Consider the following 26,298-nt stretch of genomic DNA (forward strand, 5'->3'; position numbering starts at 1 on the left):
AGACCCGTCCGGGCAGGCAAAAACGAGGCATGAGCATGAAACAGTTCCTCTTAATCGCATTCTGTGCCACGTCGTTGACGGCGGTGGCTCCGGTCGCAGAGGCGGCGCAGATCAAACGGGCGTGTCTGGCGTCGGATCGGTCGGCGGCGACGCGGGATCGGTGCAATTGCATTCAACGGGTGGCCAATCAGGCGCTGACTCGCAGCGATCAGAAGACCGTCGCCAAGTGGTTCAAAGACCCGCACCAGGCGCAGGAACTCAAGATGTCGAAAACCGCGCGCGACGATGCGCTCTGGGACCGGTATCGGAACTTCGGCCAGATGGCTCAGGCGATCTGCAGCTAAGCTCATCAATCCTTGACCTGACCCGAACTGCACCCCAGAAAAGGCGCAGCGAAAGGGATATCTAATGGTGATGAAAGGGCTGACCCTGCGCGGCCTCGAAGTGTTCGAGGCGCTGGCGCGGACGGGATCGGTGGCGCAGGCCGCCGAGATCACGGGGCTCAGCCAACCGTCAGTGTCCCAGCAATTGCGCAATCTGGAAAAGGCCGTGGGCACCGATCTGGTGGATCATACACGCCGCCCGATGCGCCTGACGCAGGCCGGGCGCAGTTTTCTGGCTCGCGCACAGGCGGTTCTGGCCGAGCTGCAAATGGCCCAAAGCGAGCTGACCGTGATGGACCTGGGTCACCTTGCAACCTTGTCCATAGGTCTGATTGACGATTTCGACAATGACCTGACCCCGCGGCTGGCCACTTTACTGGCTGAAAGTCTGACACGGTCAAAGTTCAAACTGATCACCCTGCCCAGTCTCGACCTCTTCGAAGAACTAGAAGCACAGCGCCTTCACCTGGTGGTGTCCGCCCATAGCGGCGAGGTGCTTGAGGGCGTGGTCGAGTACCCTCTGGTCCGTGATCCCTTTATTCTGGTGGCGCCAAGAGGGGTAGAAAACGCCATGCAGGAACTGCCCTTCCTGCGCTATGCCCGTGAACAGCTGATCAGCCGTCAGATCGAAGCCCATCTGGCGCGACAGCAGCTGGAGTTCGAGGAACGGTTCGAAATCGGTTCACATCTGGCGCTGATGGCAATGGTCGCGCGCGGCCTCGGCTGGGCCATCACCACGCCGCTGGGCTATATGCGGGCGGCGCGATTCCACGATGGGCTCGAGGCCCACCCTGCCCCGATCGGAGACGTTTCGCGGACGATTTCCCTGTTCACACGCACGGACTGGTCGGATCAGGTCCCACAAGAAGTCGCAGGTATGATGCGCCGCCTTATGGGTAGCCAGATCGTCGCCCCGGCCCTGGCGCAATTGCCGTGGCTGAACACCCGCCTAAAGCTGATGAGCTAACCGCGCAGATGCGCATCCAGACCTTCGACCGCCGCCTCGATCAGATCCAGCGCTCCATCGAAATCTCGGGTATAGTACGGGTCCGGGATGTGATCCGAACCGAGATGCGGCGCGAAGTCCGTCAGCAAACGCACCGGTGTTTCGTTGCCCGCAGGCCGCATAGCCACGATATCCGCGATGTTGTCGGCGTCCATGCCGATGATCAGATCGAATTTATCAAAGTCCTCGGCCATGAATTGCCGCGCCCGCAGGTCGTCCAGTTCTATGCCGCGCGACCGTGCCGCCTTTAGCATCGGGCCGTAAGGCGGTTCACCGACGTGCCAGCCCGATGTTCCGGCACTGTCGGTGCGGTGGTGCGGCGCGCGGACGCGAAAGGCTCCCTCGGCGGCGGGAGAACGGCAGATATTGCCCAGACAGACGAACAGGATACGGTGGGTCATGAATCACGGTGTAACGCGAAGGGCCAAGATGGAAAAGATCGTCATTCTGACAGGGGCAGGAATTTCCGCCGAAAGCGGATTGGGCACGTTCCGCGATGAGGGCGGCCTGTGGGCCCAGCATCGGATCGAAGACGTTGCCACGCCCGAGGGGTTCGTACGTGATCCCGCGCTGGTGCACAGGTTTTATAACGCCCGTCGCGTTCAAGCTGCCAAGGCGCAACCGAACGCGGCGCACGAAGCGCTTGCCAGATTGCAGCGGGACTGGCCCGGAGAGGTTGTGATCGTCACGCAAAACGTCGATAGCCTGCACGAAGCCGGTGGCGCGCAAGACGTGATCCACATGCATGGAACACTGGCCGGGGCACTTTGCGCGGCCTGCGATCACCGCTGGACAGCGCCGCCCGAGATGTCCGTGGGCGAACCCTGCCCCGCTTGCGCCGCCGCTACTGCACGCCCCGATGTCGTCTGGTTTGGTGAGATGCCCTATCAGATGGATGCCATCTATAACCATCTGGCGGGCGCGAGGCTCTTCGCCGCCATCGGCACTTCGGGTCAGGTCTATCCCGCTGCGGCGTTCGTACACGAGGCCGCGATGTCCGGTGCCAGAACAGTTGAACTGAACCTCGACCCGTCGACCGGCGCGTCCAGTTTCGACGACGTTGTACTGGGTCCCGCTACAGAAACCGTTCCCCGCTGGGTCGATCAGATGCTGATTTCGCAATAGGGTGAAACCCACAGACAAAGGGCGGATTTCCCTGCTATACTAGTACTCTAACAACCCGAGAGGTCCCCATGACAGACCCCCAGAACCAACAAGGTGAAATCCTTGATGACGGTAGCCTCGATCCGCGTGATGCCCTAGGTGATCAGTTAACGGACCTGTGGTGGACATTCCTGCTGCGCGGTATTCTGGCCGGGGTGCTTGGGATCGCGGCGCTGTTCTGGCCGACGGGCAGCATTTCGTTGCTGATCCGCCTGGTGGGTGTGCTGTTAGTCCTCGATGGAGGCCTGACGCTGCTGGGGTTCGGCCGGCGCGGCATAATTGGGGGTTTCGGCCTGGGGGCGCTTCTGATCGGACTGATCCTGCTGATCTGGCCAGAAGGCGTCGCGCGCCTGGCGTTCTTCCTGCTGGGGGCCTGGGCATTGATTGTCGGAATAGGCTCACTGATGGCTTGGCGGCAATTGCCCGATGCGCATTCGGACGCATCCACAATGCGCAATTCAGGTATTGTCGCGCTGTTGATCGGCATCGTTCTTTTGTTCTGGCCAGGCAGCGGCATGGTGGCACTCGGCTGGGCGATTGCCTTTTCTGCGCTGGCCTTTGCAGCGGTAATGCTTTGGCTGGCCATGCGGTTCAAACGCGCCCATGACCGCGTGGCAATGCGGGTGGTTAACCGATAAGCCATTTCCGCAACCACAGCAGGCCGGGAAAAACCCGGCCTGACGCATGGATGACGGCCGCAACCCGGCCCGAAGACAGGCGCAACCCTAGTTCGAGTGCGAACCGTGGCCGCCTGCATCATTACGTTCCAGATCAACCGGAATTTCGATCTCGACCTCACCCGCATTCTCGAAGATCAGCGTAACAGGTACAGTTGCGTCCTGTTCAAACGGTGCCGTCAGGCCCATGAACATCACGTGATCGCCGCCACGCTTTAGCATGTGCGCTTCGCCAGCCGGGATGACAAAGCCTTCTTCGACATGGGTCATTTTGGCGACACCATTTTCGTCAACGATATGGGTATGCAACTCGACCCGGGCCGCAGCGTCAGATTTCACGCCGATCAAACGGTCATCGGTCGTGCCGTCGTTCTGGATCATCATGAACGCCGCGCCAGCCTTAGCTGTTTTTCCCGAGGATCGTGCATAAGCGTCATCAACGGTGATGATGTCCTGCGCAAAAGCGGCCGTAGCAAGCGTCGCGGCAGCAAAGGTGGTCAGCAGTTTGGATGTAAGGGACATAACGCCTCTCCTGTAGTTTGGTGTTCGATAAGAATTAAAATGAATCAAACACTTGCAGGAGGCGAACGGGCAGGCTGAGCCGGAATCGGCAGAGCGATCAGGTTCTCGGTCACGCGCGACGGCAAGGGACGGTCGTTTTCCGGAGCAACCGGCAAAGACGGTTCCGCAATAATCACCGCACCTAAAAGGGTCAGTGCATAGTCAGGACAGAAATGCGGGGCCCGAGTCGGTTGCCCCTCGGCATCCATATAGACGACAACCGGACCAGTTCCGGTGCACAACACCATGTGGCCCACCGCCCGGTCCAAACCGCGCGATGCGGCAACTCCCTGCCCGGTCAGAACGACGAGCAGCGACAGCGCAAAAGGCAGGAATCTGTTCAGAACGGGTTTCATCCTGTCCCGATATACGCCCCAGACGAAACGGGCTTCAAGCGCAATCAGTCACGCCTGAAGCCCAGGGCCGGGAGGACAATGTCAGCGGTCCAGTTCCGGACGCTTGACGGACCCTTTGGTCAGGCTTGTATGCAGCCGATTCACCCGACGCTGCATCCGCAGACATGCCCCAAACGTTTTGCCGAAAAAGTCGGCCAGAAGGGAGAAAGAAGGTAATGATTTTAACGACATGAGGCTGAACTCCGCCAGATGAATATGCTTGAACATAATATGGGAAGAGCAAACGGTATGTGAACAATTTCACCCATTGCGGAATTTTAATTCCATTTAGTAAACAGAGTTCTGCACAACAAAAAAGCCCCGCACCAAAACGGTACGGGGCCTCAATTCTTGCAGGAAAAAGGGCTTAGGCCGAAGCTTGCGCCTTGGCGATTTCCTTTTTCACTTTCAATGCGTTGTCGGACAGCTCATCATCCTTAGCTTTCGCCAGGAACGCATCCAGACCACCGCGGTGGTCAACCGAACGCAGTGCAGCCGCCGAGATGCGCAGCTTGACGCCACGACCCAGGGTTTCCGACTGCAGCGTAACGTCGTTCAGGTTGGGCAGAAAACGACGACGAGTTCTGTTTTTGGCGTGGCTGACATTGTTGCCAGTCATCGGGCCTTTTCCGGTCAGTTCGCAACGGCGCGACATGGTTTCTTCCTTTGTTTCTGGAGGCCAGGCTATTCACCCTCGGCCAAATCACAAGGGGCGCAACCCGAAGTCGCGCCCGAAAACTGGTTGGATGCGTGTAGTGGGAATCGCCGGGAGGGTCAAGACACGTGGCGTGAATTCTTTGACCAACGCTACATTCCTACGAACACGCCCCCGCCCCAACGGATAGCAGCGGTTTGTCATTCTTCAGATGCCGCGCCACGAGTCGTGCCTGCTGCGGACCTTTCGGAATGTAGCGTGCCGGGTTCGGGCTATGGTTCATATCCGCCAATTCAGGGAAGATATCAAATATCTCACACCGAGCTTCCACGCTGAGAGTCTTGAGCGCCTCCGGCCCCGTGAACAAGCTTTCGCTTGGGGCGTCTTCGGCGAAAATGACTTCGTGCCGGTCAAAAAGCAGGTGATAATACTCGACGCTTTCTACTGTATCATCGACGAAAATCCCCGGCAGCGCGGTCAGTTTGATCGCGGGAATCAGAACCTCGGACACGCCGAACATCCGTTCAGCGATTTTCGACTGCACCAGCATTCTGTGCTGCCGGGACACCAGCAGGTCCCGATTGGGCAACTCGTTGCCCAACGCGCCTGCCAGTATGCGGACCGGGCAACGTTTCGGGTCGGCTGCCAATGCGATTGAGTCAAACGTGCGCCGCCCAATCCAGCGGATGGGCTGCAACCCGTTGCCTTGCGTTGTGATCATATCTCCCTGGCGAAGATCCTGAACAAAAACCGGCCCATTTTGCGTCTGGATCAGAGTATCGCGCGTGAAGCACAAAAACCCTGTGCCGGATTCGAACCCGCTGTAGTTAACAACGATCCCCGAGGGCAATTCGAAGCTACCGCTGGACAGCGAATAGGACTGCCCGACAACAACTGTGAACGTTCCGAAGTTGGCATCGGTTACAACGGTACCCACCGGAAGGTTAAGTGCATCCTGACCGCCGCCGCCCTGAACATCGCCAGCGACTTGGGTACGGATAAAGTTCAGGGTGTCATTGCCCTGCCCCAAACGGATATTGCCGACGCCAACGTCAAAAACCGTGACGGTATCCGCATCGCGGCCTGCATTGATCTGCCCGTCGATCTGGGCGTTGAACACGGTGATTTCATCATTTCCGGCATTGCCGCGCACATTCCCGGAAATAGTGCTGCTGACAATCGTGATCTCATCGTCGCCGCCACGGGCGCGAATATCATCAATGGGCGAGCCCTGCGGCGTTCCGTTCAGCGTGCCTTCGTCGCCTGTGACTTCGATTTCGTCGTCACCATTTGTCCCACGAATATTGGGCATCTACGGGTCTCCCCGACGCGTTCATTTGTTGACTTGCGCAACGTCGAGAGTCCCGCATTCCCCTCAAAATTGCACAATCAGAAATTGTATTCCGGTCCATAATACATGACTTTGATGTATTCTCCACCTCTGACGCCAATATGCGTCTAGTGTGCTGCAAGGATACTAAGCATCTGTTCCGCAGCCGCCGTCGGGCTGAGATTGCCAGCGCCAACATCGGAACCCAGGCGATCCATTTCCGCCCGCGCGGCAGGTGTGTCCAACCGGGCCAGCAGGGCGTGGCGCACCTCCTGATCGAACCAGAACCGCGCCTGCGCCGCGCGGTTGCCTTCCCAGTGACCATTTTCTCGCCGCCACCCTGACAGGGTCGTCATCTCGTCCCAAGCTTGATCAAGCCCGTGTTCCTCGACGGCAGAAACGGTCATTGCCTTGGGAAATCCGCCGGGGTCTTGCGGGCGTTTTCGCAACAGGCGCAATGCGCCCGCGTAGTCGGCGCAGGTCCGGGTGGCCGTGGCTTTCAGATCCCCGTCCGCCTTGTTTACAAGGATCATGTCGGCCATTTCCATGATGCCGCGCTTAACACCTTGCAACTCATCCCCGCCCGCCGGCGCGAGCAACAGGAGGAACAGATCGGACATTTCCGAAACGACTGTCTCGGATTGCCCCACCCCGACGGTTTCAATCAGCACCACATCGAATCCCGCCGCCTCGCACAGGGCAATGGCCTCGCGTGTTCGGCGCGCCACCCCCCCCAGGTGGGATTGGCTGGGGGACGGACGGATAAAGGCGTTCTTCTCGCGACTCAGCCGCTCCATCCGGGTTTTGTCGCCCAGAATAGACCCACCTGAACGGGCCGAACTGGGATCAACGGCTAAAACAGCCACACGCAGACCCTGTTCGATCAGCATCATGCCAAAACTCTCGATGAAGGTGGATTTGCCCACCCCTGGAGTCCCAGACAACCCGATGCGCAGCGATTGCCGTCCGGCTTTGGCCAAATGCGCCAGCAATTCAGACGCTTGCTCCCGATGATCGGCGCGGCCACTTTCGACCAGAGTGATTGCACGGGCCAGCGCACGCCGGTCTCCGTTCAGAATCTTGTCACCTAGGCTGTCCATTTCCATTCCGACCCCGATCTTTTTCGGCATTACTACTTGCCGCCCCATCGGGTGGTTTGTCCAGACCGGACCGGAACGGAAAGGCGCTCGAGGTCTGAATTTCGCACCTATGTGTTGCTGTTGATCCTCTGTGACCTGCTAACGGCAGACACCTTTTGGGTTGAGCAGAACTGGACCTTACGCCGAGCTTGGCGGATAAAGCGCCAATGACAAAACGCCTGCCGATCGATGACGCCATTCCCGAATTGCTTAACGCCCTTAAGACCAAGGGTCGGGCTGTTTTGCAGGCCCCACCGGGTGCAGGTAAGACAACGCGGGTGCCGCTGGCGATGCTTGAGGCGGGATTGTGTGATGGCAAGATCATCATGCTCGAACCCCGCAGGCTTGCTGCGCGGGCCGCTGCGGAGCGGATGGCGGAAACACTGGGGCAATGCGCGGGCGAAACCGTTGGCTACCGCGTGCGTGGCGAAGCGAAAATCTCAAAAACGACCCGCATCGAAGTGGTGACCGAAGGTATTCTGACCCGAATGCTGCAATCTGAACCGGACCTGCCCGGCGTCGGCGCGGTGATCTTCGACGAGTTCCATGAACGATCTTTGAACGCTGATCTGGGACTTGCCCTGTGCCTTGAGGTTACTGGAGCGCTGCGCGATGACCTGATCCTCCTGGCCATGTCCGCCACTCTCGACGCCGAACCCGTTGGGCAACTGATGGGATCACCGCTAGTGACGTCCGAAGGGCGCAGTTACCCGGTTGAAACCCGTTGGCTGGACCGTCCATTGACTGCACATGCGCGACGACTAGACGCTCTAATCGATCTGGTCGTCCAGGCTGAAAGCGAAACCGAGGGCGGGATGCTCGTGTTCCTGCCCGGCGAGGGCGAAATCCGCAGGGCCGAGGTCGCTCTGTCCAAACGGTTACCGGGCGCATGCGCAGTTAAACCTCTATTCGGAGCGATGCCCTTTGCTGCCCAGCGCGCAGCGATCGCGCCAGCCGAGACAGGGCGCAAGGTCGTACTTGCTACCTCAATCGCCGAAACCTCGCTAACCATACCGGACATCCGAGTGGTTGTGGACATGGGTCAGGCGCGACGGGCGCGGTTCGATCCGGGCTCGGGCATGTCGCGGCTGGTAACGGAACGAGTGACACGTGCCGAAGCCACCCAACGCGCAGGCCGTGCAGGGCGTGTGGCTAAAGGGGTGTGTTACCGCCTGTGGTCCAAGGGTGAAGAAGGTGCGTTGTCAGCTTTTCCACCGGCCGAGATCGAAGCGGCCGACCTGACGAACCTTGCGCTGGAACTGGCGCTTTGGGGGGCAGAACCTGATGACCTCGCATTTCTGACACCGCCACCCAAAGGAACGATGGCCGAGGCGCGCGCATTGTTAAGCATGCTGGGCGCGCTGGATGCCAAAGGGCGGATTACCGACCATGGGCGGGCTTTGGCTGCGCTGCCATTGCATCCGCGGCTAGGGCACATGCTGGTAACTGCCGGTTCGGGTGGCGCGCAGCTGGCCGCGCTGATGGCGGACCGGGATCCGCTGAGGGGAGCGCCAGTTGATCTGTTGCTGCGGCTGGAAGCATTGCGCGATGTACGCGCCTTTCAGCACAACCGCGTTTGGCAGGTCAACATCGGCGCGTTGGAACGTATCAAGGCCGAAAGCAAGCGGCTAAAATCCCGAAATGACGCGACAGACCTGAGCCCCGCCACGATGGCCGCGATGGCTTACCCGGATCGGATCGGGCAACGCCGCAAGGGCGATGTTCCGCGCTATGTCCTGTCAGGCGGTAAGGGCGTCGTGCTGGAAAGCGGCGACTCCTTGGCAGCCGCGCCATATCTTGTAGTCACAGATACGGATGGAAACCCGCGCGAGGCCAAGGTGCGTATGGCCGTGCAAATCTCAGAGCGCGAAATCCGGGATCTGTTTGCGGATCAGATCAAATGGGTCGAAAGCTGCACCTGGTCAAAACGCGAACGCCGTGTGATCGCGCGCAGGCAGGAGCGCTTTGGCGCGATCACTTTGGATGACCGTACCTGGAAGGACGTGCCGGACGAAGCTGCTGCCAACGCGATGCTGGACGGCGTGCGGGATCTGGGATTGCGCCTGAACGGGGCGGCAGCGCGATTGGCGTCACGGGTAGAGTTGGTGCGCGCCGAAGGGGTCGACCTGCCGGATTTTTCTGTGGATGGGTTGATGGAAACACTGGACGACTGGCTGCTGCCCATGCTGTCAGACCAGCGCAGTGCCGACGACTGGAAGAAATTCGACTTGCTGCCTGCCCTGCGCGCCCGGCTGGACTGGTCGCAAACGCAAGAGCTGGACCGCCACGCACCGGGGTCGTTTGAAACGCCGCTGGGTCGCAAAGTGCCAATTGATTATGGCGGTGCGGTGCCCGAGATCTCAGTCCGCCTGCAGGAACTGTTTGGGGTCACCAGGCATCCGATTATCGGTGGCGAAGCGCTCAAGATCACTCTGCTGTCACCGGCACAACGACCAATCCAGATCACACGTGATCTGCCGGGGTTTTGGGCCGGGTCGTACGCGGATGTACGCAAGGACATGCGCGCGCAGTACCCTAAACACCCCTGGCCCGAAGACCCAACCCAAGCCGATCCGACTTTGAGGGCCAAGCGGCGGAAATGACGTTCGTTACCGTCAGAAATTGGACCCATTCATTAGATGCATTGAAGCCCCGCCCTATAGTTGTTATGTCACGTTTCCCTGAACCCTGGAAAACTGGTGGCGCTTAATCGATGGCATCTTGGCTGAACAATATCTGGGAAGAAGTTGGCAAACCCTTCTTCCAACGCCCACACAGGGTACAGTTTGCAGCCTTGTGCGTGCGTGGAACCGGCGACGACAAAGAAGTCCTGCTGATCACCAGCCGTGGCACAGGTCGCTGGGTCATTCCAAAGGGATGGCCGATTGACGGCATGGACGGGGCAGAGACCGCCAAGGAAGAAGCTTGGGAGGAAGCCGGGGTTAAGGTGAAACACCTGGGCCGTAAGGCAGTGGGCCATTACACCTATGACAAGATACTGGATGACGGCACGGCGCAGCCCGTGCGCACCAACGTATATCTTATCGACGTCAAAGATCTGGCCGAGGAATTCCCTGAAGTAAGTGAGCGGGAACGGCGCTGGTTTGCGCCGAAAGAGGCCGCAGAACTGGTGCAAGAACCGGAACTGCGCGAATTGTTGCGGCAAATGTAACGCTATCCCAACAAACTTCTGTGAGTCCGGTTGCAACACGTCCGGCCAACCGTTAATCGCGCCGGTTAAACCGTATCACCCACAGAAAACCGATGTCGAACACGAACGAAAAAAGCCGCTGGCAGGCCCTGGACAGCGATCTGCACCGAATTTCCCGCCTTGAGCATGCAAATGTGCATGTGGCGCGACCGCTGCTGGCTCCGGGCATAGCGCTGGCCTTTATTGTCATGGCTGGATTGATTGCGGCGGTTCTGTTCGGTCGGGCCGATGGCGGGCTGATTGTCATCGCGGCCGCCGGTTTTGGGGCCTATATGGCGATCAACATCGGCGCCAACGATGTCGCCAACAACATGGGCCCGGCGGTGGGTGCAAACGCGCTGACCATGGGTGGCGCAATCGCCATCGCAGCAGTCGCCGAAAGCGCGGGGGCTCTGCTGGCGGGCGGAGACGTGGTTTCGACCATTTCCAAGGGCATTATCGATCCTGCCTCGGTCCAGAACAGCAATGTCTTTATCTGGGCGATGATGGCGGCGCTGATCTCATCGGCATTGTGGGTCAACCTGGCCACGTGGGTTGGCGCGCCTGTGTCGACCACGCATTCGGTCGTGGGCGGCGTGATGGGAGCTGGTATCGCAGCGGCAGGCCTTAGCGCGGTCAGCTGGGGCACAATGAGCGCGATTGCCGCCAGCTGGGTGATCTCTCCGGTTCTAGGTGGTGCGATTGCTGCCGGATTTCTGGCGCTGATCAAAGCCAAAATCCAGTATCAGGACGATAAGATTGCAGCGGCCCGTCGCTGGGTGCCTATTTTGGTGGCCGTGATGGCTGGTGCATTTGCGACCTATCTGTCTGTGAAAGGCCTGAAGCGGATCGTTAAAATCGATCTGGAAATCGCATTGTTGATCGGATTGACCTCAGGCTTTCTGGCGTGGGCCGTGACCGTGCCATGGGTTCGGCGCAAATCCGAAGGGCTTGAGAACCGCACCAAATCGCTGAAAACGCTGTTTGGTTTGCCTTTGGTCATCTCGGCCGGGTTCCTGAGCTTTGCCCATGGCGCCAATGACGTCGCAAACGCGGTCGGCCCGCTGGCCGCGATCGTGCACGCCGCTGAGTTTGGTGATTTTGCTTCAAAAGTAACGATTCCGACATGGGTTATGGTGATAGGAGCTTTTGGTATCTCGTTTGGCCTGTTCCTGTTTGGCCCAAAGTTGATCCGGATGGTGGGTAGCCAGATCACCAAACTGAACCCGATGCGCGCTTTCTGCGTCGCCTTGTCGGCGGCGATCACGGTGATTGTTGCAAGCTGGCTTGGGTTGCCTGTCAGCTCGACCCACATCGCCGTAGGTGCAGTATTCGGCGTCGGGTTTTATCGGGAATGGAATCAGGATCGGCGGCGGAAGAAGAACAATGATCTCCGACCGCCCGAACTGCGGCTTGCCCGGGAAGAACAGCGGCGGCGCAAACTGGTGCGGCGCTCGCACTTCATGACCATTATTGCAGCATGGGTGATCACCGTTCCCGCGGCCGCTGTCATGTCGGCGGTGATCTTCTGGGTACTGACAGCATTCACCTGAATGCGATCAGCTCAAGGGATGATCTGATCCGGTGACAGGTTTGCCTCCGGTTTCTGTTCGATCAGGGCCTGAACCCTGTTGCAAATCGGCGTAGGCCGCCCAAGTTGCGCACCCAGGCGGTTAATCTCGCCCTGCAGGCTGTCAATTTCCGTCACCCGCCCGGCCCTAAGATCATACGCCATCGACGTCCGCGCACTGGGGTCGACGGTCAACATCCGGGCCGCGATCCGGGTGAACATCGGCGTCGGCAGACGCAGAATATGCGGCGTCAACCACGCAGGCAGCGGGGTGGTAGATGCGACAGGGTGACCTGCGGCCTGAAGTACCCCCAACGCCTCGGCCATCTGAGCGGCCATCAGACGCCGCCACTTGCGATCCAGCAACTGATCTTTCAATGTCAGCCCCGACAATGCATTCAGTGCGTTGTTCAGATTGATGACCAACTTCCCCCATTGCACGGCTTCGATGTCATCGCTTTCGATCACCGGCAGATTAGGTGAGCTAAGTGCCTTCCCCAAACCGCCGGGACCGGACTGGATCACGATTTCGCCGGACGTTGCACGGTGAAAACTTGCAGGCTTGGGCGGCACGACATTGAAGGGCACCATTCCCGCGCGGACGTCATGATCCGGCAGCGCAACCCGCAGCACTCGGGCATTCTGCATCCCGTTCTGCCAAGACAACACTGGGGTTGAGGCATTGGCGAACTGCGCGATCTGACCTGCTATACCCGCTGTGGCCGCCGCCTTGACGGCCACGATCACCAACTCCCCATCTTCCAGGCAATCAGGGTTTTCAGACAACGTTAGCTTCTCGGCCGCCACATGAAGGTTCAGGCCGGAAAAATCGGTAACGGTCAGGCCGTTGTCGCGGATCGGGTTCAGAATGCGAGGACGGCCCAACAAGGTAACCGAGTGACCAGCATCAGCCAGGAAGGCTCCACAATAGCATCCGATGCTGCCTGCGCCTGCGATTACGATTTTCATGGCAATCCTCCCATTGAGGTGAGGATTGCCGGTATCGCAATTTCGGACAAGACCTTCTGACGCCTGGTCAACGGGCCAGCCTAGGCTTGGTGCGCTCCAGCTCTTCCGAAATCGGAATGAACTCCTGATCATCGCCGGGCGGCAAGTGGAAGGCACCCTTGGCCCAATCGGCGGCCTTCCATTCACGCGTGGCGTTTTCGATTTTTTCTTTCGAAGAGGACACGAAGTTCCACCAGATGTAGCGATCCTCGTTTAACGTGGCCCCGCCCAACAGCAACAGCCGCGCGCCACGCGGGCCGGCCTTGACGGACAGATGATCGCCCGGGCGGAACACCATCATGCGGGCTTCCCCGAAAGTGTCACCGGCGATCTCGACCGAGCCCTGCGTGACGTAGACGCCGCGATCTTCGTGATCGTCGGGCAATGGAAAGGAGGCGCCGGGTTGAAGCTGCACGTCCAGATAGAAGGTTTCCGACAGCATCGTCACCGGGCTGGTTTCGCCATAAGCCGAACCAAGGATCAGCCGAGCACTGACGCCATTGTCGACGATATGCGGCAGCGCGCCTTGCTTGTGGTGCTCAAAATCGGGGGCCATATCCTCATGTGCCTCAGGCAATGCAATCCAGGTCTGGATTCCGAACAGGCTGTGCCGCTTACCCCGCGTTTCTTCGCTGGTGCGCTCTGAATGGGTAACGCCGCGGCCAGCCACCATCCAGTTCACCTCACCCGGATAGATCATCTGATGGGTGCCAAGGCTGTCGCGATGCTCGAACTCGCCCTGATACAGGTAAGTGACTGTACCCAAACCGATATGAGGGTGTGGCCGCACGTCGATGCCGCCGTCGGTGATGAACTCGGCGGGTCCCATCTGATCGAAAAAGATGAATGGACCAACAAGCTGACGTTTGACCGAGGGCAGCGCGCGCCGCACCTCGAATCCGCCCAGATCTCGTGCACGAGGGATGATCAGCGTCTCCAGAGGCGAATTCTCGGGGTTTTGGGTGGGGTTCCAACTCATGCCTGCTCTCTCGTGATCAGATTGCTTAGTTCACTGATACAGGATAAGTCTGACAGACCCCCCTTTTCAATTTGCAGAAACGCACAGAACTGGTGCGAGCCCGGTCCTTCCATCAGGCTCGACGCGGCCAAAGCTGCGGGAAAAAAGCCCCGTCAATATGATCACCTTCGCGATACCCTTCAGCTTCGAACTGCGCCCGTTCTTCCTTGGCCCAATCCCCCCGATAGCGGATCAGGCCATCCGGAGCGGTCATCCGCAGCGTAAAGCGACGCACGGTTTCCGTTGGAGTGAGCGAAGAGAGCCCCCCGTGCAGGGTACGCATGTCGAAGAAGATACAGTCGCCCAGCTTCATATCCCACTGCAATAGATCGAAAGCGCCTGGATCGGCATTGACGTCTGGCGGCGGGTGATAGGTCAACCCCGCAACCTCGGTTGGTTCATAGCTGGGGTGCCCGTCCGCGAACCTGACCCGCATGAACAGCTTGTCCCACAGGTGCGAGCCTTTGACGAAGGCGATGCCGTTTTCCCTGGTCACCGGCTCAAGCGGCAACCACAGTACACACATCGTGCCTTCGAAGTCGAAATAGGACAGGTCCTGATGAAACGGAGGGCGTGAGTTTGATCCAGCCTCGCGTAGGAACCAATTGTCCATGACTAGATTGATAGACGGCGCACCCAACAGCTGCGCGGCAAGTGACGCACAGGGTGAGTTGTAAACGAACTCTGTGAATTGCGGGATTTTGTTCCAGGCCCAGTAATCCTCGAAATAGGCAGGCGCGCTTGGGTCTTTGGTATGACGGGTGAAATTGTCGGTTGGGCGGGCCAAATCCGCGTCGATGCCATCCCGCAAAAGTGCCAGCCAATGCTCCGAGAACCTGGAGCGTAGCGCAACCGCACCGTCGCGCTTGAACGCCTTGATTTCTTCATCTGTGACAGCGCCTTCGACATTCATGATGCAGGCCTCCCCGACCCGATATGACAGGTTTCAAGATGGCACCCGTATGCGGGCACGGTCAAAGGAATTCACATTTTGTCAGTCCCGCCGCGCGGCCCCTCGGAAATTGAAACAATCGTGCTATCTTTCTGCTCAAAAGACGCCCGGCATTGTCGCTGTGTGGCGAAACGCTTGGAAAGAGAGGTTTGCATGGCTGGTCTTACGTTCTCTCGTCGTTCTTTGGTTTTGGCGTCTGGGGCCGCATTGGCAACGGGTGCGACAGGCCTGTTGGTGCCAGCGCGCGCAAGTGGTCTGGCCCCGACCCAATCCATGCGTGGCGGATCCAATAATTACCGCGCTGGCGCGCCCATCGTTGACCGGATTGGCGGCGGTGGGTTCTGGATGACCGGCACTGTGCGACGCGCCGGTGACGGCGCACCCCTGCCCGGTCAGCGCATCCAAATCTGGGCGCATACGACCGAAGGGCATGAGCGCGACCCGCAGAGCCACGGCGCAACCCTGACCGATGCCAATGGTGAGTTTCGGTTGGAGATGCCGCAAATTGTGCCTGCCTTTGGCCAGCCACACGGACATTTGGCGTATGACAGTGGTGAGTTTGAAACGGTGTTCCTGCGCCCGATCATGGCCAGTTCCAAAGACAAGACTTTGGCTGCGCATTTCGTTCTACAGCCTGCCTGATCACAGTGCGTCGAAACCTGGTAATCTGGACCATCGTGATCCTTGCCATGGCCGCGCCGATTTTCGCGGCGGCGGTCAGCCCCCTATTGGCATGGCGTGAACCAATATACATCGCAGCCGGATTTGCCGGTGTGATTTCGATGTGCCTCTTGTTAATGCAGCCGTTGCTTGCGGGTCGTTTACTACCAGGCTTGTCTCCGGTGGCCAGCCGCCATTGGCACCGGTGGTGTGGGCTAACGTTGGTTGCAGCCATTTTGATCCATGTCGGCGGCTTGTGGATCACCAGCCCACCCGACGTTGTCGACGCCCTGTTGTTCGTATCACCAACACCGTTTTCGGCTTGGGGTGTGATTGCGATGTGGGCCGCGTTCGGAGCCGCGATGCTGGGTCTTCTTCGCAAGCGTCTGGGCTTGCGGTTTCGCGTCTGGAGGTTGGCTCATGCAAACCTTGCGATCATCACCATTCTCGGCAGCGTCGTACATGCCCTGCTGATTGAAGGCACTATGGAGGTCATGACCAAATGGGCGCTATGCGGTCTAGTCGTGCTGGCGAGCGTCGCGACGCTCGCCAAAGTGCGGATTTGGGATATCAAGCGATCCACCTGAACGCCTAAGCATTTATGGCTGCCGGGTGCTGGCTAAGCCCCGACCAGCCGTTTTGCGTAAGAAGCACGGCTCATCTGAACGTCTTGTACCGTAAGGCTGCCAACCTCGGGCAAAGCCGCCGACAGGACGTCAAGAATGGCCGCGTTGAGCTCAGAACGCGTGGCCTCATCACGACCCTGCATCAGCAGAAGCGTGGCGTGGACAAAGCTCTGAGGATCTGTGCCGATACGGTAATATTCTACCGGTGTCGCGCGGATCTTGATCGTCTCAGCGTCGAATTCAGGATGCTCGGCCAGTTCAGCAAAAAGCTGATCGCAAATGGCCTGAACATCATGGGCCTGCTCTATGCCTTTCGAAAACTCCAAGGTGACATGAGGCATTTCCGACTCCGTTCAAACCCCAAGACACCAGCGCATCACCGCCTTTTGCGCGTGCAGGCGGTTTTCGGCCTCATCGAAGATGACCGAGTTGGGGCCATCCATCACTTCGGATGTCGCCTCTTCTTCGCGGTGGGCTGGCAGGCAATGCATGAACAGCGCGTCCGGTTTCGCATGTGACATCAGTTCGGCGTTGACCTGATAGGGCCGCAACAGGTTATGGCGACGTTCCTTGGCCGACTGGGAATCGTGCATCGACACCCATGTATCCGCGACAACCAGATCCGCGCCTTCAACTGCCTTGAACGCATCGCGCTCGACCACAATCTTCGACCCTTTCTTGCGCGCAAAACCCATGAACTCCTCTTCGGGGTCAAACTGAGACGGGCCCGCGAAGGTCAGGTCAAACCCGAACTGGCCGGCTGCGTGCAGGAACGAGGCGCAGACGTTGTTGCCGTCGCCGGTCCAGACCACTTTTTTGCCCGCGATCGGACCGCGATGTTCCTCAAACGTCAGCACATCCGCCATGATCTGACATGGGTGGGTGCGGTCGGTCAGGCCGTTGATCACGGGCACATCCGAGTATTCGGCCATCTCGGTCAGGATGGTCTCGTCGAACGTCCGGATCATGATCATATCGACGTAGCGTGACAGTACGCGGGCGGTGTCGGCGATGGTTTCGCCGTGGCCCAGTTGCATGTCTTTGCCCGAAAGCACCATCGTCTGCCCGCCCATCTGGCGCACACCCACATCAAAGGACACGCGCGTCCGGGTGGATGGTTTTTCAAAGATCAGGGCAACCATCCGGTCCTTGAGCGGTTGGTCATCGTCCAACGCCGCCTTGGGACGGCCAAGACGCGCCTGTTTCATTGCACCCGCCTGATCAATCATGTTCCGCAGATCGCCCGCGTCGGTTTTATGGATATCGAGGAAATGGTTCATTTCAGTTCACTTTTCATTCGGGTGTATCTTAGGCCGAGGCCATCGACTCTTCGACTTGCGCTGCGGCTTTGTCGAGGCGGATCACGGCTTGGGCGATATCATCCTCGGTCAATGTCAGAGGCGGCAGCAGGCGGATTACGTTATCGGCGGCGGGGACGGTGATGACCTCGTTGTCATAACCGGCGTTGACCATGTCGATATTTGGCGTTTTGCACTTCAGGCCTAGCATCAGTCCTGTTCCGCGCACTTCTTCGAAGACCTCCGGGTGCTCGGCGATTAGCCCCTCGAGCTTTTGGCGCAGCATCCCGGCCTTGCGGTTGACGCCTTCCAGGAAGGCAGGCGTTGCCACCTGATCAATAACGGCGCAGCCCACGGCACAGCCCAGCGGGTTGCCGCCATAGGTAGAGCCATGCGTGCCTGCCGTCATACCGCTGGCGGCGTCTTCCGTGGCCAGAACAGCACCCAGAGGGAAGCCTCCGCCGATGCCTTTGGCGACCATCATAATGTCCGGTGTGATCCCCGCCCATTCATGCGCGAACAGTTTTCCGGTACGGCCTACGCCACATTGAACCTCATCGAGGATCAAAAGCAGGCCGTTGTCATCGCAGATCTGGCGCAGGGCTTTGAGTTCCGCGTCTGGGACGGGACGGATACCGCCCTCACCCTGAACAGGTTCGATCATAATCGCTGCGGTCTCATCGGCGATTGCATTGGTGACACCGTCCAGATCACCGAACGTGAGATGCACAAAGCCCGGCAGAAGCGGACCAAAGCCTTTTGTCATCTTCTCGGACCCGGCGGCTGCAATACCAGCTGACGAGCGGCCGTGGAACGAGCCGTCAAAAGTGATGATCTCAACGCGTTCAGGCTGGTCTTTGTCATAAAAATACTTGCGGGCCATTTTCACAGCAAGTTCGCAAGATTCCGTGCCCGAGTTCGTGAAGAAAACAGTGTCAGCAAAGGTGTGCTCGACCAGCTTGTCGGCAAGGGCCTGCTGTTGTGGGATGTGATAGAGGTTCGAGACGTGCCACAGCGCGTGCGCTTGTTCGGTCAGGGCATTGACCAGCGCAGGATGGGCATGGCCCAGCGCATTCACGGCGATCCCGGCGCCCAGGTCCAGAAAACGTCGGCCATCCGCCTCGGTCAGCCAGGCGCCTTCGCCCTTTACGAAGGTCAGGGGCGCACGGTTATAGGTCGGCAGAACGGACGGGATCATGGGATCATCCTTTTCAGGTAGCTTGAGCCTCGTGAGTGATACACTCGGCCAGTGTTCGTCAACTGATTTGGTGAGAGTTGCGCCGATTTGAACAACGCAAATAGATCAAAGAGGCCGGTTACGCGGCAAAGCGTCGGCGTCGGGGTCGCAGGATATGTGCGTTTTTGATCATGTGCCGCCGTATAACGCTGCCCGAGGCGTCTGAAAAGCCTGAATATTGCGGACAACAAAAATACTTGTCGCCCGCGACGTTTGCCGCTTGCCATTTGCCTCATGCTGACGCACCGCTGACACATGTTTGTCGCCAAAGCCCACAATCCCCCACTTGCCGCTGCTCTGATCACAGCTGCCAGCGCATTGCTGGCCGGGACAACTCTGCTGGCCAAGGCTTTGGGAACGGACACCCTGGGACCTGCACTGCATCCAATGCAGATCAGCCATGGGCGGTTCCTATTTGCGTTTATCGTGATCGTTACCGCCGTGGGCGTGATGCGGCCCCGCCTGCAGCGCCCGCATTGGGGGCTGCATATCGGGCGCACAAGTTTCGGATGGGTCGGGATCACATTGATGTTCGCCTCGGTCGCGTTCATTCCGATCGCGGATGCGACGGCGATTTCCTTTTTGAACCCAGTGTTCGCAATGGTACTGGCGATCCCGCTGTTGAAAGAGGGCGTTGGCCCGTGGCGCTGGCTTGCTGCGGTAGTTGCGCTGGTTGGCGCGCTGATCCTGCTACGGCCCACGCCGGCGAGTTTTCAGCCCGCCGCCCTTTTGGCGCTTACAGCGGCAGCCGTGATCGGGATGGAGCTGATCTTCATCAAAAAGCTCTCGGGTCGCGAAATCCCGATCCAGATTTTGCTGATCAACAACGCAATGGGGCTGACGATTGCCTCGGTTGCGGTGAGCTTTGTTTTTCAGATGCCCACCCCGGAGCAATGGGCGGCGCTGGTTGGCATTGGTGCGCTGATGGCCTGCGCGCAGGCGTGTTTCGTGAACGGTATGGCGCGGGCAGATGCCTCTTTTGTTGCCCCGATCAGCTATGCAACTCTGATTTTCGCGGCTTTCTACGATTTTGCGATTTTCGGCGTAGTCCCAGACGGGATCAGCATGATCGGCTCGGCCATCATTCTGACCGGTGGGCTAATTCTGGTCTGGCGCGAGGCACGGGCCCGGCAGGCCTGAAACCCAAAAAATTTTCTCACATAGCCTGGGGGCGACCTGTATGTCGCAAACCCCAAAGAACCCGGGTCGATCCGGCGCAATGTGACCTCAGTTGATTTGAGAGTTTACCAATGCACGAACGCCGTATCCCCGAATGGGTGCGCCACGCCCCAGCACCATCAGTCCGCGATTTCGGCATCCTGGCCGGGTTTGAGGCCATTGTCCGCGGTATTCTGATATCAGTCTTTCCGCTGGCCATGTACCGGGCACTGGGCGACGCGTCTTCGGTCTCGTTGCTGTATTTTCTGGTTGGCGTCATCTCGTTGATTGCGGGCTTGATGGTGCCGTTCCTGATCCGTTTCGTACCGCGCAGATGGGCCTATACAGCTGGTTGCCTCATGTTCATCGGTGGTGCGCTGCTGGCGATTGAGGGCAGCCCTGTTGCAGTGGTTGCTGCCTTGGCCCTGAACACGGTCGCGACTGTGGTCACATTCATCTGCTTCAACGCTTACGTTCTGGACTACATCAGCAAAATCGAGTTGGGCAAATGCGAGACAAGCCGCATGTTTTACAGCGCCCTCGGCTGGGCAGGCGGGCCGATGGCTGGTGTCTTGCTGCTCGAGGTCTGGGGCCCTGCCCCCTTTGTCATCAGTGCGATGGCAGGCGCGGTTATGCTGATCCAGTTCTGGCGCATGCGATTGGGCAATGGCAAGTTGATCACCAAGGCGCGCGGCCCCGCGAAAAACCCGCTAGCGTTTCTGCCGCGCTTTTTCGCTCAGCCCCGTTTGGTGGCGGGGTATCTTTTTGCCATGATCCGATCCTGCGGTTGGTGGATCTATGTGGTTTATCTGCCCATATTTGCAATCCAAAACGGATTGGGTGAGCAATTGGGCGGTATCCTTCTGTCTACGACCAATGCGATGCTATTCGCCGCGCCGCTTATTTTGCGCTGGGTTCAGGGGCGTTCGATTCGCACTGCGGTTCGCGTGGGGTTTGCTGCTTGCGGAACATGCTTTGTCACTGCAGGGGCCATCGCGGGATGGCCCGTGGCTGCGGTGGCGGCACTGGTCCTTGGGTCCATCTGGCTGATTGTTCTGGATATCTGCGCCGGCTTGCCGTTCCTAATGGCGGTGAAACCTTCTGAGCGCACCGAGATGTCCGCGATTTACTCCAGCTACCGCGACGTTTCCGGCATTCTGACACCCGGAATTGCATCACTGGTCCTTTTGGTCTCACCTGTCGCGGGGATTTTTGCAGTCGGAGGGTTAGCCCTATTCGGGGCCTGGGCTGTGGCTGCAAATTTACACCCGCGACTGGGTAAGCCAAGAATAACTTTCCAACCCGGCGCACTGGCTGAAACGGGTTAAGCCTTTAGGCGATACCCCGTTCGCAGCATCTGCCAGGTCAGCGCACCGACCAGCAGGGTGGCGCCGATACATACCAAGATTCCTAACCAGGGTGAGCTGTCGGACACGCCGATCATCCCGTACCGCAGGCCGTCAATGAGATAGAAAACCGGGTTCACGTGACTCAGGCGGTTCAAAACCGGGGGCAGCGCCTGAACCGAATAAAACGTCCCAGACAAGAAAGCCAATGGCGTCACGATAAAGTTCGTAATCGCCGCCATCTGGTCGAACTTGTTGGCAAAAATCCCGGCGAACAGACCCAAGGCGCCCATAAACGCCCCACCCAGAACAACGAAGATCAGGGCAATCAGCGGGTTCTGCGGGTAAATCCCCAAAACCAGCGCAAGTGCAACCGCGACCACACAAGCGATCAGGACACCGCGCGCCACTCCTCCGGCCAGATAACCCAGCAGGATCTCAAGCGGTGACAAAGGCGGCATCAGCGTATCGACAATATTGCCTTGTACTTTAGCGATCACCATCGACGAAGAGGTGTTGGCGAAGGCATTCTGGATCACGGTCATCATCATAATGCCCGGCGCCAGAAACGTCAGGAACGGCACCCCCATCACATCCGGGCGCCCCGGACCAATGGCGATATTGAAGATCAAAAGGAATAGCCCGGCTGTCACAAGTGGGGCCAACAGGGTTTGTGTCCAAACCGCCAGAAACCGCAGTGTTTCACGCTGGGCCAGCGTATAGAGCCCCATCCAGTTAATTGTTCCGAAACGCCGTTCGCTCTGATCTGCGGAAATCTGCATCATCTGCCCTCATCCTGATTCGAGAACCGCTTGTAACTCGGCCCGCAGTGATTAAAATAGGGGGCTGAGACGATTTCCCAAGGCGGCCCGAATCTGGGGCCGCTTTCCGCTTTTGAAAGGCAAATGATGTCCTGGACTGACGAGCGCGTAGAACTGCTGAAGAAAATGTGGGGCGAGGGCCAGTCGGCCAGCCAGATCGCCAAAGAACTGGGCGGCGTGACCCGCAATGCGGTGATCGGCAAGGTGCACCGTCTGGGTCTGTCGAACCGCGCAACCGGTGCCTCACCGGCCAAATCCGAGCCTAAGGAAAAACCGGCACCCGCGCCCAAGGCTGAGGCCAAGCCAAAGCCCGCGCCCAAAACTGAACCCGCGCGCCCAACCCCGGCACCTGCTTCCGAGGCAAAACCGGCCGTTCCGGCACGCCGCCAGATCATCCCGGCCGGTCAGCCTCTGCCGCCGCAACCATCGGCCAACGAAATCAGCCCCGAGGCGCTGGCCAAGGTCAACGAGGTCGAAAAGAAGGCCAAGAAGCTGACGCTGATGGAATTGACCGAGAAGACCTGCAAATGGCCCGTAGGCGACCCCGCGACCGAGGATTTCTGGTTCTGCGGCCTGCCGGTTGAGGCGGGCAAACCCTATTGCGAAGCCCATGTGGGTGTGGCGTTCCAGCCGATGAGCTCGCGCCGAGATCGGCGGCGCTGATCCATGCGCCAGGATCCGACAGCGATGGAGGATACCTGGCTTGCCCAGGCAAAACGATTGATGGCGCTGGCCGAAACCGGCCAGCACTTTACCAAAGACCCGTTCGACCGCGAACGTTATGACGAAATCGCAGTTATCGCCCGCACTATGCTGGCCGATCTGGGGCAGGTGCCTCTGTCGCGGATCGACGGATTGATTTCAGAACACGCAGCAGGCTACGCCACGCCCAGCATCGACATTCGGGGCGCGGTGATCTGCGACGGACGCATTTTGCTGGTGCGCGAACGCAGCGACGGGAAATGGGCGATGCCCGGCGGGTTTGCGGATGTCGGCAACTCGCCAGCAGAAAACATCGAGCGCGAAGTCTGGGAAGAAGCAAGGTTGCGCGTTAAGGCAGGGCATCTCTATGCCGTGCACCACAAAGCGCGACATCCTTACCCTGCAGATGTGAGAGATTTCTACAAGCTGTACTTTCTGTGCGACGTCGCCGGTGAAGCGTTCCCTGAAGCAGGGCCGGAAACAAGCGAAGCAGCGTTTTTTGCACCGGAGAACTTACCCCAACTGTCATTGGGGCGAACCATAGAGGCCGATATCACTGCCGCGTTTCAAGCCAAGGCGGCGGACGAGAAAATTACTCGGTTCGACTGAGTTACTGCGCCGGATGCGACGGCAAATCCGGCATCGGCACCCAGCCTGGCAGTTCATCTGGCGACACCGAGACATGCAGTTTCTCTGACCGATCCTTGCCCACTTTGCGATGCTTGCGCAGCAGGAAAATCTTGCCCCAGCCACGCCACGTGCCGACTGAACGAGCCGACGTATCAGTCGGGTACCGGTCGCGCCACCCTTCGGGCAACGGCAAGCCGTGCAACTCGGCCTTGTCCAGCATCCAGACCAGAGAGATGTTGCTAAGCGGACGCGCCTCTTCGAACCCGTTTAACTGGCCACCGACATCGCCATGTGTGCCGCGGAACCAGACCTGTTCGACATGACCTTTGAAGTCGGGTGTACATTTCCACAAAACCGGCTCAAATACCTCGCGGGTCTCGTCCAGTGCCATGGCGTGATAGCCGTGCCGCGTCGCCGGGCCAAGCTGGTGGGTGTGAAACGCGTGACGCTCTTCAGCCCAGCGCCACAGCAGCGGCAGGCGCAGGCCCAACGCTTTGACCGTATCCCACACGCCAACCATCTCAATCGCCACGTCTTCGTGGCAGAACTGACGCCGAAATTCGGCCGCAGCCGAACCATTCGCATTGCATTCATAGTGGCGGTAGGCCTGTTTGATATTGCGCACTGTGGCATGTTCGGCCTTGAGCAGTCCGATCATGTCGATCACCCCGGCAAGGCTGCGGACACCATAGGCGCCGCGCGAGTAGCCGATGAAATAAATGCGATCCCCGGGTTTGTAGCGCGATGCCAGATAGCCGTAGGCCCGGCGGATCTGGCGGTTGATCCCGCGCCCCATCATCACGTCCAGCGAGGATTTCCAGCTTTCCCACTGCACACCAGCCTCATAGAAGACGGAAACCTTGCTGCCCATTTCACGGCACAGACGAAGGGTCTGACCCGCATGGGTTTCATACCCCGGTTCAAGGGTCGACATGGTGCCGTCCAGGATAATTACATGGCTGATTGGTTCGCGGTGAAGCGCCTCTGCGGAATGCTCGGACCGCAAAGGCCGTCCGAGCCATCCCAGTACCTTTTTACTCAGCCGCGACAGAACCATGCGTCAGCAATTCCCATACTCGTTGAGGTGTGAAAGGCATGTCCGCCTGCCGCACCCCGTGATCCCAGAGCGCATCCTGAACCGCGTTTGCCACAGCGGCCAGCGCGCCCACGGTGCCGGCCTCTCCGCATCCTTTCATACCCATCGGGTTGGACGTTGACGGAACCGGCGCCGAGGTAAACTTAATCATGGGTATCTCGGCGGCGCGGGGCAAGGCGTAATCCATCAACGAAGCCGTGAGCAGTTGCCCCTGCGCATCATGCACAACACGCTCGGACAGGACCTGACCTATCCCCTGCACTACACCGCCATGCACCTGCCCTTCGGCCAGCATTGGATTGATAAGGTTGCCGAAATCATCAACCACAGTATAGCGGTCGACCCAGGTTTCGCCGGTGTAAGAATCGATCACGACTTCGGCAACGTGTGCGCCATTGGGATAGCTGCGCGCATCCAGATTGGCGCTGGCCTCATGGCTCAAAAGATCGGTACGCCCATCGACACGGGCCATATCCGCAGCCTCGGTCAGCGTAGGCGTCAGGTTTGATCCCGGCGCACGGAAGGTTTCATGGTCGAAACTCACATCACTTTCCTCCACCCCCATCTTATCCGCCAGATAAGGCGTGAATGCGGCGATCATGACGTTGATGGTGGCTAGCGTTGCCGTACTTTGCACCGTGACTGAGCGCGACCCTCCGGTCCCGCCACCATGCGTCAGCCGATCACTGTCACCCTGCACCACGTTGATACGGTCCACGGGAACGCCGGTCTGATCCGACAGAAACTGAGTATAAACCGTCTCATGCCCCTGCCCGTTTGACTGGGTGCCGACATACAGATTCACAGTGCCATCCTCACAGAACTCGATCTTCGCGTTCTCGGAAGGGTCACCCAAAATACTTTCGATATAGTAACACAGGCCCTGCCCGCGGATCAGACCACGTTCCGCATCCGCCGACTTTCGTTCGGCAAACCCTTGGGTTTGGGCATCGGCCTGTGACAGGACCATGTCAAAGTCACCCACGTCATAGGTTTCACCGGTTGCGGTTTTGTAGGGAAAACTCTCGGGTCGGATGAAACTCCTGCGGCGCAGGTCCCAAGGATCGACCTCCAACTGACGTGCGGCGCGATCCATGACCCGTTCCAGAACATAGATTGCCTCAGGCCGCCCTGCACCACGATAGGCGTCGACTTGCGTGGTGTTGGTATAGAACCCCTCGACCCGCAGGTATGTAGCTTGCACATCGTAGACGCCCATCAGAACCTTGCTGAAAAGGCTGGTCTGGATCGCTTGCCCGAAATGGCTGCTATACGCACCCAGATTAACCTTGCTGTGCACCCGGTAGGCCGTGATTCTAAGGTCTTCGTCGAAGGCCAGTTCCGCCAGTGAGGAAAGATCACGCCCATGGTGGTCCGATAGCATCGCCTCTGACCGATCAGACATCCAATGCACGGGTTGACCCAACTTCATTGCCGCAACCGAGACGCAAAAATACTCGGGATAGGGCATCACTTTCATACCGAACCCGCCCCCGACATCCGGGGTTGTGACACGGATCGCCTCGGGTTCGAGTTTCAGCTTTTGTGCCAACTGCCCGCGCATCGCCCAAACGCCCTGACCGCCATAGGCAAAGTGCAGCCGTCCATCGACCCAATTGGCCTGACATCCCCTTCTGTAATGGGGCGTTAAAGATCAAGAAGAAAATGTCTTACAA

The 26,298-nt window shown here is 58.9% G+C and carries 27 protein-coding genes and 1 pseudogene; 13 read left to right on the forward strand and 15 right to left on the reverse strand.

Annotated elements, in window-relative coordinates; translation table 11 throughout:
• Positions 1-35 precede the first annotated feature (35 nt).
• The gene (locus tag GOW16_RS18405) at positions 36-344 is read left to right on the forward strand and encodes a hypothetical protein (RefSeq protein WP_170417918.1); all 309 of its coding nucleotides are present in this window, start codon (positions 36-38) and stop codon (positions 342-344) included.
• A gap of 64 nt (positions 345-408) precedes the next feature.
• Positions 409-1,350, forward strand: coding sequence for a LysR family transcriptional regulator (locus GOW16_RS18410; RefSeq protein WP_170417921.1), 942 nt, complete (start codon positions 409-411; stop codon positions 1,348-1,350).
• On the opposite strand, the gene GOW16_RS18415 is transcribed toward GOW16_RS18410, so the two are convergent.
• Positions 1,347-1,790 (reverse strand): low molecular weight protein-tyrosine-phosphatase, encoded by a 444-nt coding sequence (locus tag GOW16_RS18415; RefSeq protein ID WP_170417924.1) that lies wholly within the window; start codon positions 1,788-1,790, stop codon positions 1,347-1,349. The genes GOW16_RS18410 and GOW16_RS18415 overlap by 4 nt on opposite strands.
• Before the next feature lie 28 nt (positions 1,791-1,818).
• Here GOW16_RS18415 and GOW16_RS18420 point away from each other — a divergent pair, with 28 nt between their 5' ends.
• Both GOW16_RS18420 and GOW16_RS18425 read left to right on the forward strand, forming a co-directional pair.
• A complete protein-coding gene (locus GOW16_RS18420) occupies positions 1,819-2,514 on the forward strand; it encodes an NAD-dependent deacylase (protein WP_170418033.1) in 696 nt (231 codons plus the stop codon).
• A 68-nt stretch (positions 2,515-2,582) separates the two neighbouring features.
• On the forward strand, positions 2,583-3,191 hold the full coding sequence (locus GOW16_RS18425; RefSeq protein WP_170417927.1) for an HdeD family acid-resistance protein: 609 nt from the start codon (positions 2,583-2,585) through the stop codon (positions 3,189-3,191).
• An 87-nt stretch (positions 3,192-3,278) separates the two neighbouring features.
• Here the strand turns inward: GOW16_RS18425 and GOW16_RS18430 are convergent, their stop codons facing one another.
• From GOW16_RS18430 to meaB, 5 genes are all read right to left on the reverse strand, one after another.
• Positions 3,279-3,752, reverse strand: a complete 474-nt coding sequence (locus GOW16_RS18430) for a copper chaperone PCu(A)C (protein WP_170417930.1) — start codon at positions 3,750-3,752, stop codon at positions 3,279-3,281.
• Between the two features lie 44 nt (positions 3,753-3,796).
• Complete coding sequence (locus GOW16_RS18435; protein ID WP_170417933.1) at positions 3,797-4,147, reverse strand: hypothetical protein; 351 nt, start codon at positions 4,145-4,147, stop codon at positions 3,797-3,799.
• A gap of 406 nt (positions 4,148-4,553) precedes the next feature.
• Positions 4,554-4,841 carry a 50S ribosomal protein L28 gene (rpmB, locus tag GOW16_RS18440; RefSeq protein WP_120633384.1) on the reverse strand — a complete coding sequence of 96 codons (288 nt, stop codon included), beginning with the start codon at positions 4,839-4,841 and terminating at the stop codon, positions 4,554-4,556.
• Between the two features lie 160 nt (positions 4,842-5,001).
• Positions 5,002-6,153, reverse strand: a complete 1,152-nt coding sequence (locus GOW16_RS18445) for a Hint domain-containing protein (protein ID WP_170417936.1) — start codon at positions 6,151-6,153, stop codon at positions 5,002-5,004.
• A gap of 146 nt (positions 6,154-6,299) precedes the next feature.
• Entirely contained in the window at positions 6,300-7,301 is a 1,002-nt protein-coding gene (gene meaB, locus GOW16_RS18450; RefSeq protein ID WP_438826276.1) for a methylmalonyl Co-A mutase-associated GTPase MeaB, read from the reverse strand.
• A gap of 176 nt (positions 7,302-7,477) precedes the next feature.
• Here meaB and hrpB point away from each other — a divergent pair, with 176 nt between their 5' ends.
• The 3 genes from hrpB to GOW16_RS18465 all read left to right on the forward strand — a co-directional run bounded on the left by hrpB (position 7,478) and on the right by GOW16_RS18465 (position 12,053).
• The gene (hrpB, locus tag GOW16_RS18455) at positions 7,478-9,913 is read left to right on the forward strand and encodes an ATP-dependent helicase HrpB (RefSeq protein WP_170417939.1); all 2,436 of its coding nucleotides are present in this window, start codon (positions 7,478-7,480) and stop codon (positions 9,911-9,913) included.
• Between the two features lie 110 nt (positions 9,914-10,023).
• Positions 10,024-10,482, forward strand: a complete 459-nt coding sequence (locus GOW16_RS18460) for an NUDIX hydrolase (RefSeq protein WP_170417942.1) — start codon at positions 10,024-10,026, stop codon at positions 10,480-10,482.
• 92 nt (positions 10,483-10,574) lie between these two features.
• Positions 10,575-12,053 carry an inorganic phosphate transporter gene (locus GOW16_RS18465; protein ID WP_170417945.1) on the forward strand — a complete coding sequence of 493 codons (1,479 nt, stop codon included), beginning with the start codon at positions 10,575-10,577 and terminating at the stop codon, positions 12,051-12,053.
• An 11-nt stretch (positions 12,054-12,064) separates the two neighbouring features.
• Here the strand turns inward: GOW16_RS18465 and GOW16_RS18470 are convergent, their stop codons facing one another.
• The 3 genes from GOW16_RS18470 to GOW16_RS18480 all read right to left on the reverse strand — a co-directional run bounded on the left by GOW16_RS18470 (position 12,065) and on the right by GOW16_RS18480 (position 15,009).
• Positions 12,065-13,039 (reverse strand): 2-dehydropantoate 2-reductase, encoded by a 975-nt coding sequence (locus GOW16_RS18470; protein WP_170417947.1) that lies wholly within the window; start codon positions 13,037-13,039, stop codon positions 12,065-12,067.
• A gap of 67 nt (positions 13,040-13,106) precedes the next feature.
• The gene (locus GOW16_RS18475; protein WP_170417949.1) at positions 13,107-14,057 is read right to left on the reverse strand and encodes a pirin family protein; all 951 of its coding nucleotides are present in this window, start codon (positions 14,055-14,057) and stop codon (positions 13,107-13,109) included.
• Between the two features lie 112 nt (positions 14,058-14,169).
• A complete protein-coding gene (locus GOW16_RS18480; RefSeq protein ID WP_170417952.1) occupies positions 14,170-15,009 on the reverse strand; it encodes a phytanoyl-CoA dioxygenase family protein in 840 nt (279 codons plus the stop codon).
• Between the two features lie 192 nt (positions 15,010-15,201).
• On the opposite strand from GOW16_RS18480, the gene GOW16_RS18485 reads away from it, so the two are divergent.
• Positions 15,202-15,690 (forward strand): twin-arginine translocation pathway signal, encoded by a 489-nt coding sequence (locus GOW16_RS18485; protein WP_170417955.1) that lies wholly within the window; start codon positions 15,202-15,204, stop codon positions 15,688-15,690.
• 47 nt (positions 15,691-15,737) lie between these two features.
• A complete protein-coding gene (locus GOW16_RS18490) occupies positions 15,738-16,295 on the forward strand; it encodes a ferric reductase-like transmembrane domain-containing protein (protein ID WP_170418039.1) in 558 nt (185 codons plus the stop codon).
• 32 nt (positions 16,296-16,327) lie between these two features.
• Here GOW16_RS18490 and GOW16_RS18495 read toward each other — a convergent pair whose 3' ends face one another.
• The 3 genes from GOW16_RS18495 to GOW16_RS18505 are packed head-to-tail and all read right to left on the reverse strand — an operon-like array spanning position 16,328 to position 18,830.
• Positions 16,328-16,675: a 5-carboxymethyl-2-hydroxymuconate Delta-isomerase gene (locus GOW16_RS18495; RefSeq protein WP_170417958.1), complete on the reverse strand. Its 348-nt coding sequence runs from the start codon at positions 16,673-16,675 to the stop codon at positions 16,328-16,330.
• Between the two features lie 12 nt (positions 16,676-16,687).
• Positions 16,688-17,614 carry an ornithine carbamoyltransferase gene (argF, locus tag GOW16_RS18500; RefSeq protein WP_170417961.1) on the reverse strand — a complete coding sequence of 309 codons (927 nt, stop codon included), beginning with the start codon at positions 17,612-17,614 and terminating at the stop codon, positions 16,688-16,690.
• Between the two features lie 28 nt (positions 17,615-17,642).
• Complete coding sequence (locus GOW16_RS18505; RefSeq protein WP_170417965.1) at positions 17,643-18,830, reverse strand: aspartate aminotransferase family protein; 1,188 nt, start codon at positions 18,828-18,830, stop codon at positions 17,643-17,645.
• 294 nt (positions 18,831-19,124) lie between these two features.
• Between GOW16_RS18505 and GOW16_RS18510 the strand changes: the two genes are divergently transcribed.
• Together GOW16_RS18510 and GOW16_RS18515 are read left to right on the forward strand one after the other, a co-directional pair.
• Positions 19,125-20,009: a DMT family transporter gene (locus GOW16_RS18510; protein WP_170417969.1), complete on the forward strand. Its 885-nt coding sequence runs from the start codon at positions 19,125-19,127 to the stop codon at positions 20,007-20,009.
• Between the two features lie 110 nt (positions 20,010-20,119).
• Positions 20,120-21,355, forward strand: coding sequence for an MFS transporter (locus GOW16_RS18515; RefSeq protein WP_170417972.1), 1,236 nt, complete (start codon positions 20,120-20,122; stop codon positions 21,353-21,355).
• Here GOW16_RS18515 and GOW16_RS18520 read toward each other — a convergent pair.
• Complete coding sequence (locus tag GOW16_RS18520) at positions 21,352-22,155, reverse strand: ABC transporter permease (RefSeq protein ID WP_170418042.1); 804 nt, start codon at positions 22,153-22,155, stop codon at positions 21,352-21,354. The two genes, GOW16_RS18515 and GOW16_RS18520, sit on opposite strands and share 4 nt — an antisense overlap.
• Positions 22,156-22,281: 126 nt before the next feature.
• Here GOW16_RS18520 and GOW16_RS18525 point away from each other — a divergent pair, with 126 nt between their 5' ends.
• Positions 22,282-22,857, forward strand: coding sequence for a GcrA family cell cycle regulator (locus GOW16_RS18525; RefSeq protein WP_170418045.1), 576 nt, complete (start codon positions 22,282-22,284; stop codon positions 22,855-22,857).
• Between the two features lie 3 nt (positions 22,858-22,860).
• A complete protein-coding gene (locus GOW16_RS18530) occupies positions 22,861-23,505 on the forward strand; it encodes an NUDIX hydrolase (protein WP_217354670.1) in 645 nt (214 codons plus the stop codon).
• Between the two features lies 1 nt (position 23,506).
• On the opposite strand, the gene GOW16_RS18535 is transcribed toward GOW16_RS18530, so the two are convergent.
• Together GOW16_RS18535 and GOW16_RS18540 are read right to left on the reverse strand one after the other, a co-directional pair.
• On the reverse strand, positions 23,507-24,583 hold the full coding sequence (locus GOW16_RS18535; protein ID WP_170417975.1) for a DUF2235 domain-containing protein: 1,077 nt from the start codon (positions 24,581-24,583) through the stop codon (positions 23,507-23,509).
• A pseudogene (locus tag GOW16_RS18540) lies at positions 24,561-26,255 on the reverse strand (xanthine dehydrogenase family protein molybdopterin-binding subunit); the annotation flags it as partial. The pseudogene GOW16_RS18540 and the gene GOW16_RS18535, both read right to left, overlap by 23 nt.
• Positions 26,256-26,298: the final 43 nt, after the last annotated feature.

Origin of the sequence: Ruegeria atlantica, from assembly GCF_013033965.1 — a bacterium.
Lineage (GTDB): Bacteria > Pseudomonadota > Alphaproteobacteria > Rhodobacterales > Rhodobacteraceae > Ruegeria > Ruegeria atlantica_D.

Excerpts from the sequence above, each read along its gene's own strand:
- GOW16_RS18470 (WP_170417947.1), bottom strand. The coding sequence starts at position 13,039 with ATGAAAATCGTAATCGCAGGCGCAGGCAGCATCGGATGCTATTGTGGA.
- GOW16_RS18425 (WP_170417927.1), top strand. The coding sequence starts at position 2,583 with ATGACAGACCCCCAGAACCAACAAGGTGAAATCCTTGATGACGGTAGC.
- argF (WP_170417961.1), bottom strand. The coding sequence starts at position 17,614 with ATGAACCATTTCCTCGATATCCATAAAACCGACGCGGGCGATCTGCGG.
- GOW16_RS18525 (WP_170418045.1), top strand. The coding sequence starts at position 22,282 with ATGTCCTGGACTGACGAGCGCGTAGAACTGCTGAAGAAAATGTGGGGC.
- GOW16_RS18435 (WP_170417933.1), bottom strand. The coding sequence starts at position 4,147 with ATGAAACCCGTTCTGAACAGATTCCTGCCTTTTGCGCTGTCGCTGCTC.
- GOW16_RS18430 (WP_170417930.1), bottom strand. The coding sequence starts at position 3,752 with ATGTCCCTTACATCCAAACTGCTGACCACCTTTGCTGCCGCGACGCTT.
- GOW16_RS18505 (WP_170417965.1), bottom strand. The coding sequence starts at position 18,830 with ATGATCCCGTCCGTTCTGCCGACCTATAACCGTGCGCCCCTGACCTTC.
- GOW16_RS18420 (WP_170418033.1), top strand. The coding sequence starts at position 1,819 with ATGGAAAAGATCGTCATTCTGACAGGGGCAGGAATTTCCGCCGAAAGC.
- GOW16_RS18410 (WP_170417921.1), top strand. The coding sequence starts at position 409 with ATGGTGATGAAAGGGCTGACCCTGCGCGGCCTCGAAGTGTTCGAGGCG.
- rpmB (WP_120633384.1), bottom strand. The coding sequence starts at position 4,841 with ATGTCGCGCCGTTGCGAACTGACCGGAAAAGGCCCGATGACTGGCAAC.
- GOW16_RS18415 (WP_170417924.1), bottom strand. The coding sequence starts at position 1,790 with ATGACCCACCGTATCCTGTTCGTCTGTCTGGGCAATATCTGCCGTTCT.
- GOW16_RS18485 (WP_170417955.1), top strand. The coding sequence starts at position 15,202 with ATGGCTGGTCTTACGTTCTCTCGTCGTTCTTTGGTTTTGGCGTCTGGG.
- GOW16_RS18480 (WP_170417952.1), bottom strand. The coding sequence starts at position 15,009 with ATGAATGTCGAAGGCGCTGTCACAGATGAAGAAATCAAGGCGTTCAAG.
- meaB (WP_438826276.1), bottom strand. The coding sequence starts at position 7,301 with ATGCCGAAAAAGATCGGGGTCGGAATGGAAATGGACAGCCTAGGTGAC.
- GOW16_RS18475 (WP_170417949.1), bottom strand. The coding sequence starts at position 14,057 with ATGAGTTGGAACCCCACCCAAAACCCCGAGAATTCGCCTCTGGAGACG.
- GOW16_RS18515 (WP_170417972.1), top strand. The coding sequence starts at position 20,120 with ATGCACGAACGCCGTATCCCCGAATGGGTGCGCCACGCCCCAGCACCA.
- GOW16_RS18405 (WP_170417918.1), top strand. The coding sequence starts at position 36 with ATGAAACAGTTCCTCTTAATCGCATTCTGTGCCACGTCGTTGACGGCG.
- GOW16_RS18460 (WP_170417942.1), top strand. The coding sequence starts at position 10,024 with ATGGCATCTTGGCTGAACAATATCTGGGAAGAAGTTGGCAAACCCTTC.
- GOW16_RS18445 (WP_170417936.1), bottom strand. The coding sequence starts at position 6,153 with ATGCCCAATATTCGTGGGACAAATGGTGACGACGAAATCGAAGTCACA.
- GOW16_RS18520 (WP_170418042.1), bottom strand. The coding sequence starts at position 22,155 with ATGCAGATTTCCGCAGATCAGAGCGAACGGCGTTTCGGAACAATTAAC.
- GOW16_RS18530 (WP_217354670.1), top strand. The coding sequence starts at position 22,861 with ATGCGCCAGGATCCGACAGCGATGGAGGATACCTGGCTTGCCCAGGCA.
- GOW16_RS18490 (WP_170418039.1), top strand. The coding sequence starts at position 15,738 with ATGGCCGCGCCGATTTTCGCGGCGGCGGTCAGCCCCCTATTGGCATGG.
- GOW16_RS18510 (WP_170417969.1), top strand. The coding sequence starts at position 19,125 with ATGTTTGTCGCCAAAGCCCACAATCCCCCACTTGCCGCTGCTCTGATC.
- hrpB (WP_170417939.1), top strand. The coding sequence starts at position 7,478 with ATGACAAAACGCCTGCCGATCGATGACGCCATTCCCGAATTGCTTAAC.
- GOW16_RS18535 (WP_170417975.1), bottom strand. The coding sequence starts at position 24,583 with ATGGTTCTGTCGCGGCTGAGTAAAAAGGTACTGGGATGGCTCGGACGG.
- GOW16_RS18465 (WP_170417945.1), top strand. The coding sequence starts at position 10,575 with ATGTCGAACACGAACGAAAAAAGCCGCTGGCAGGCCCTGGACAGCGAT.
- GOW16_RS18495 (WP_170417958.1), bottom strand. The coding sequence starts at position 16,675 with ATGCCTCATGTCACCTTGGAGTTTTCGAAAGGCATAGAGCAGGCCCAT.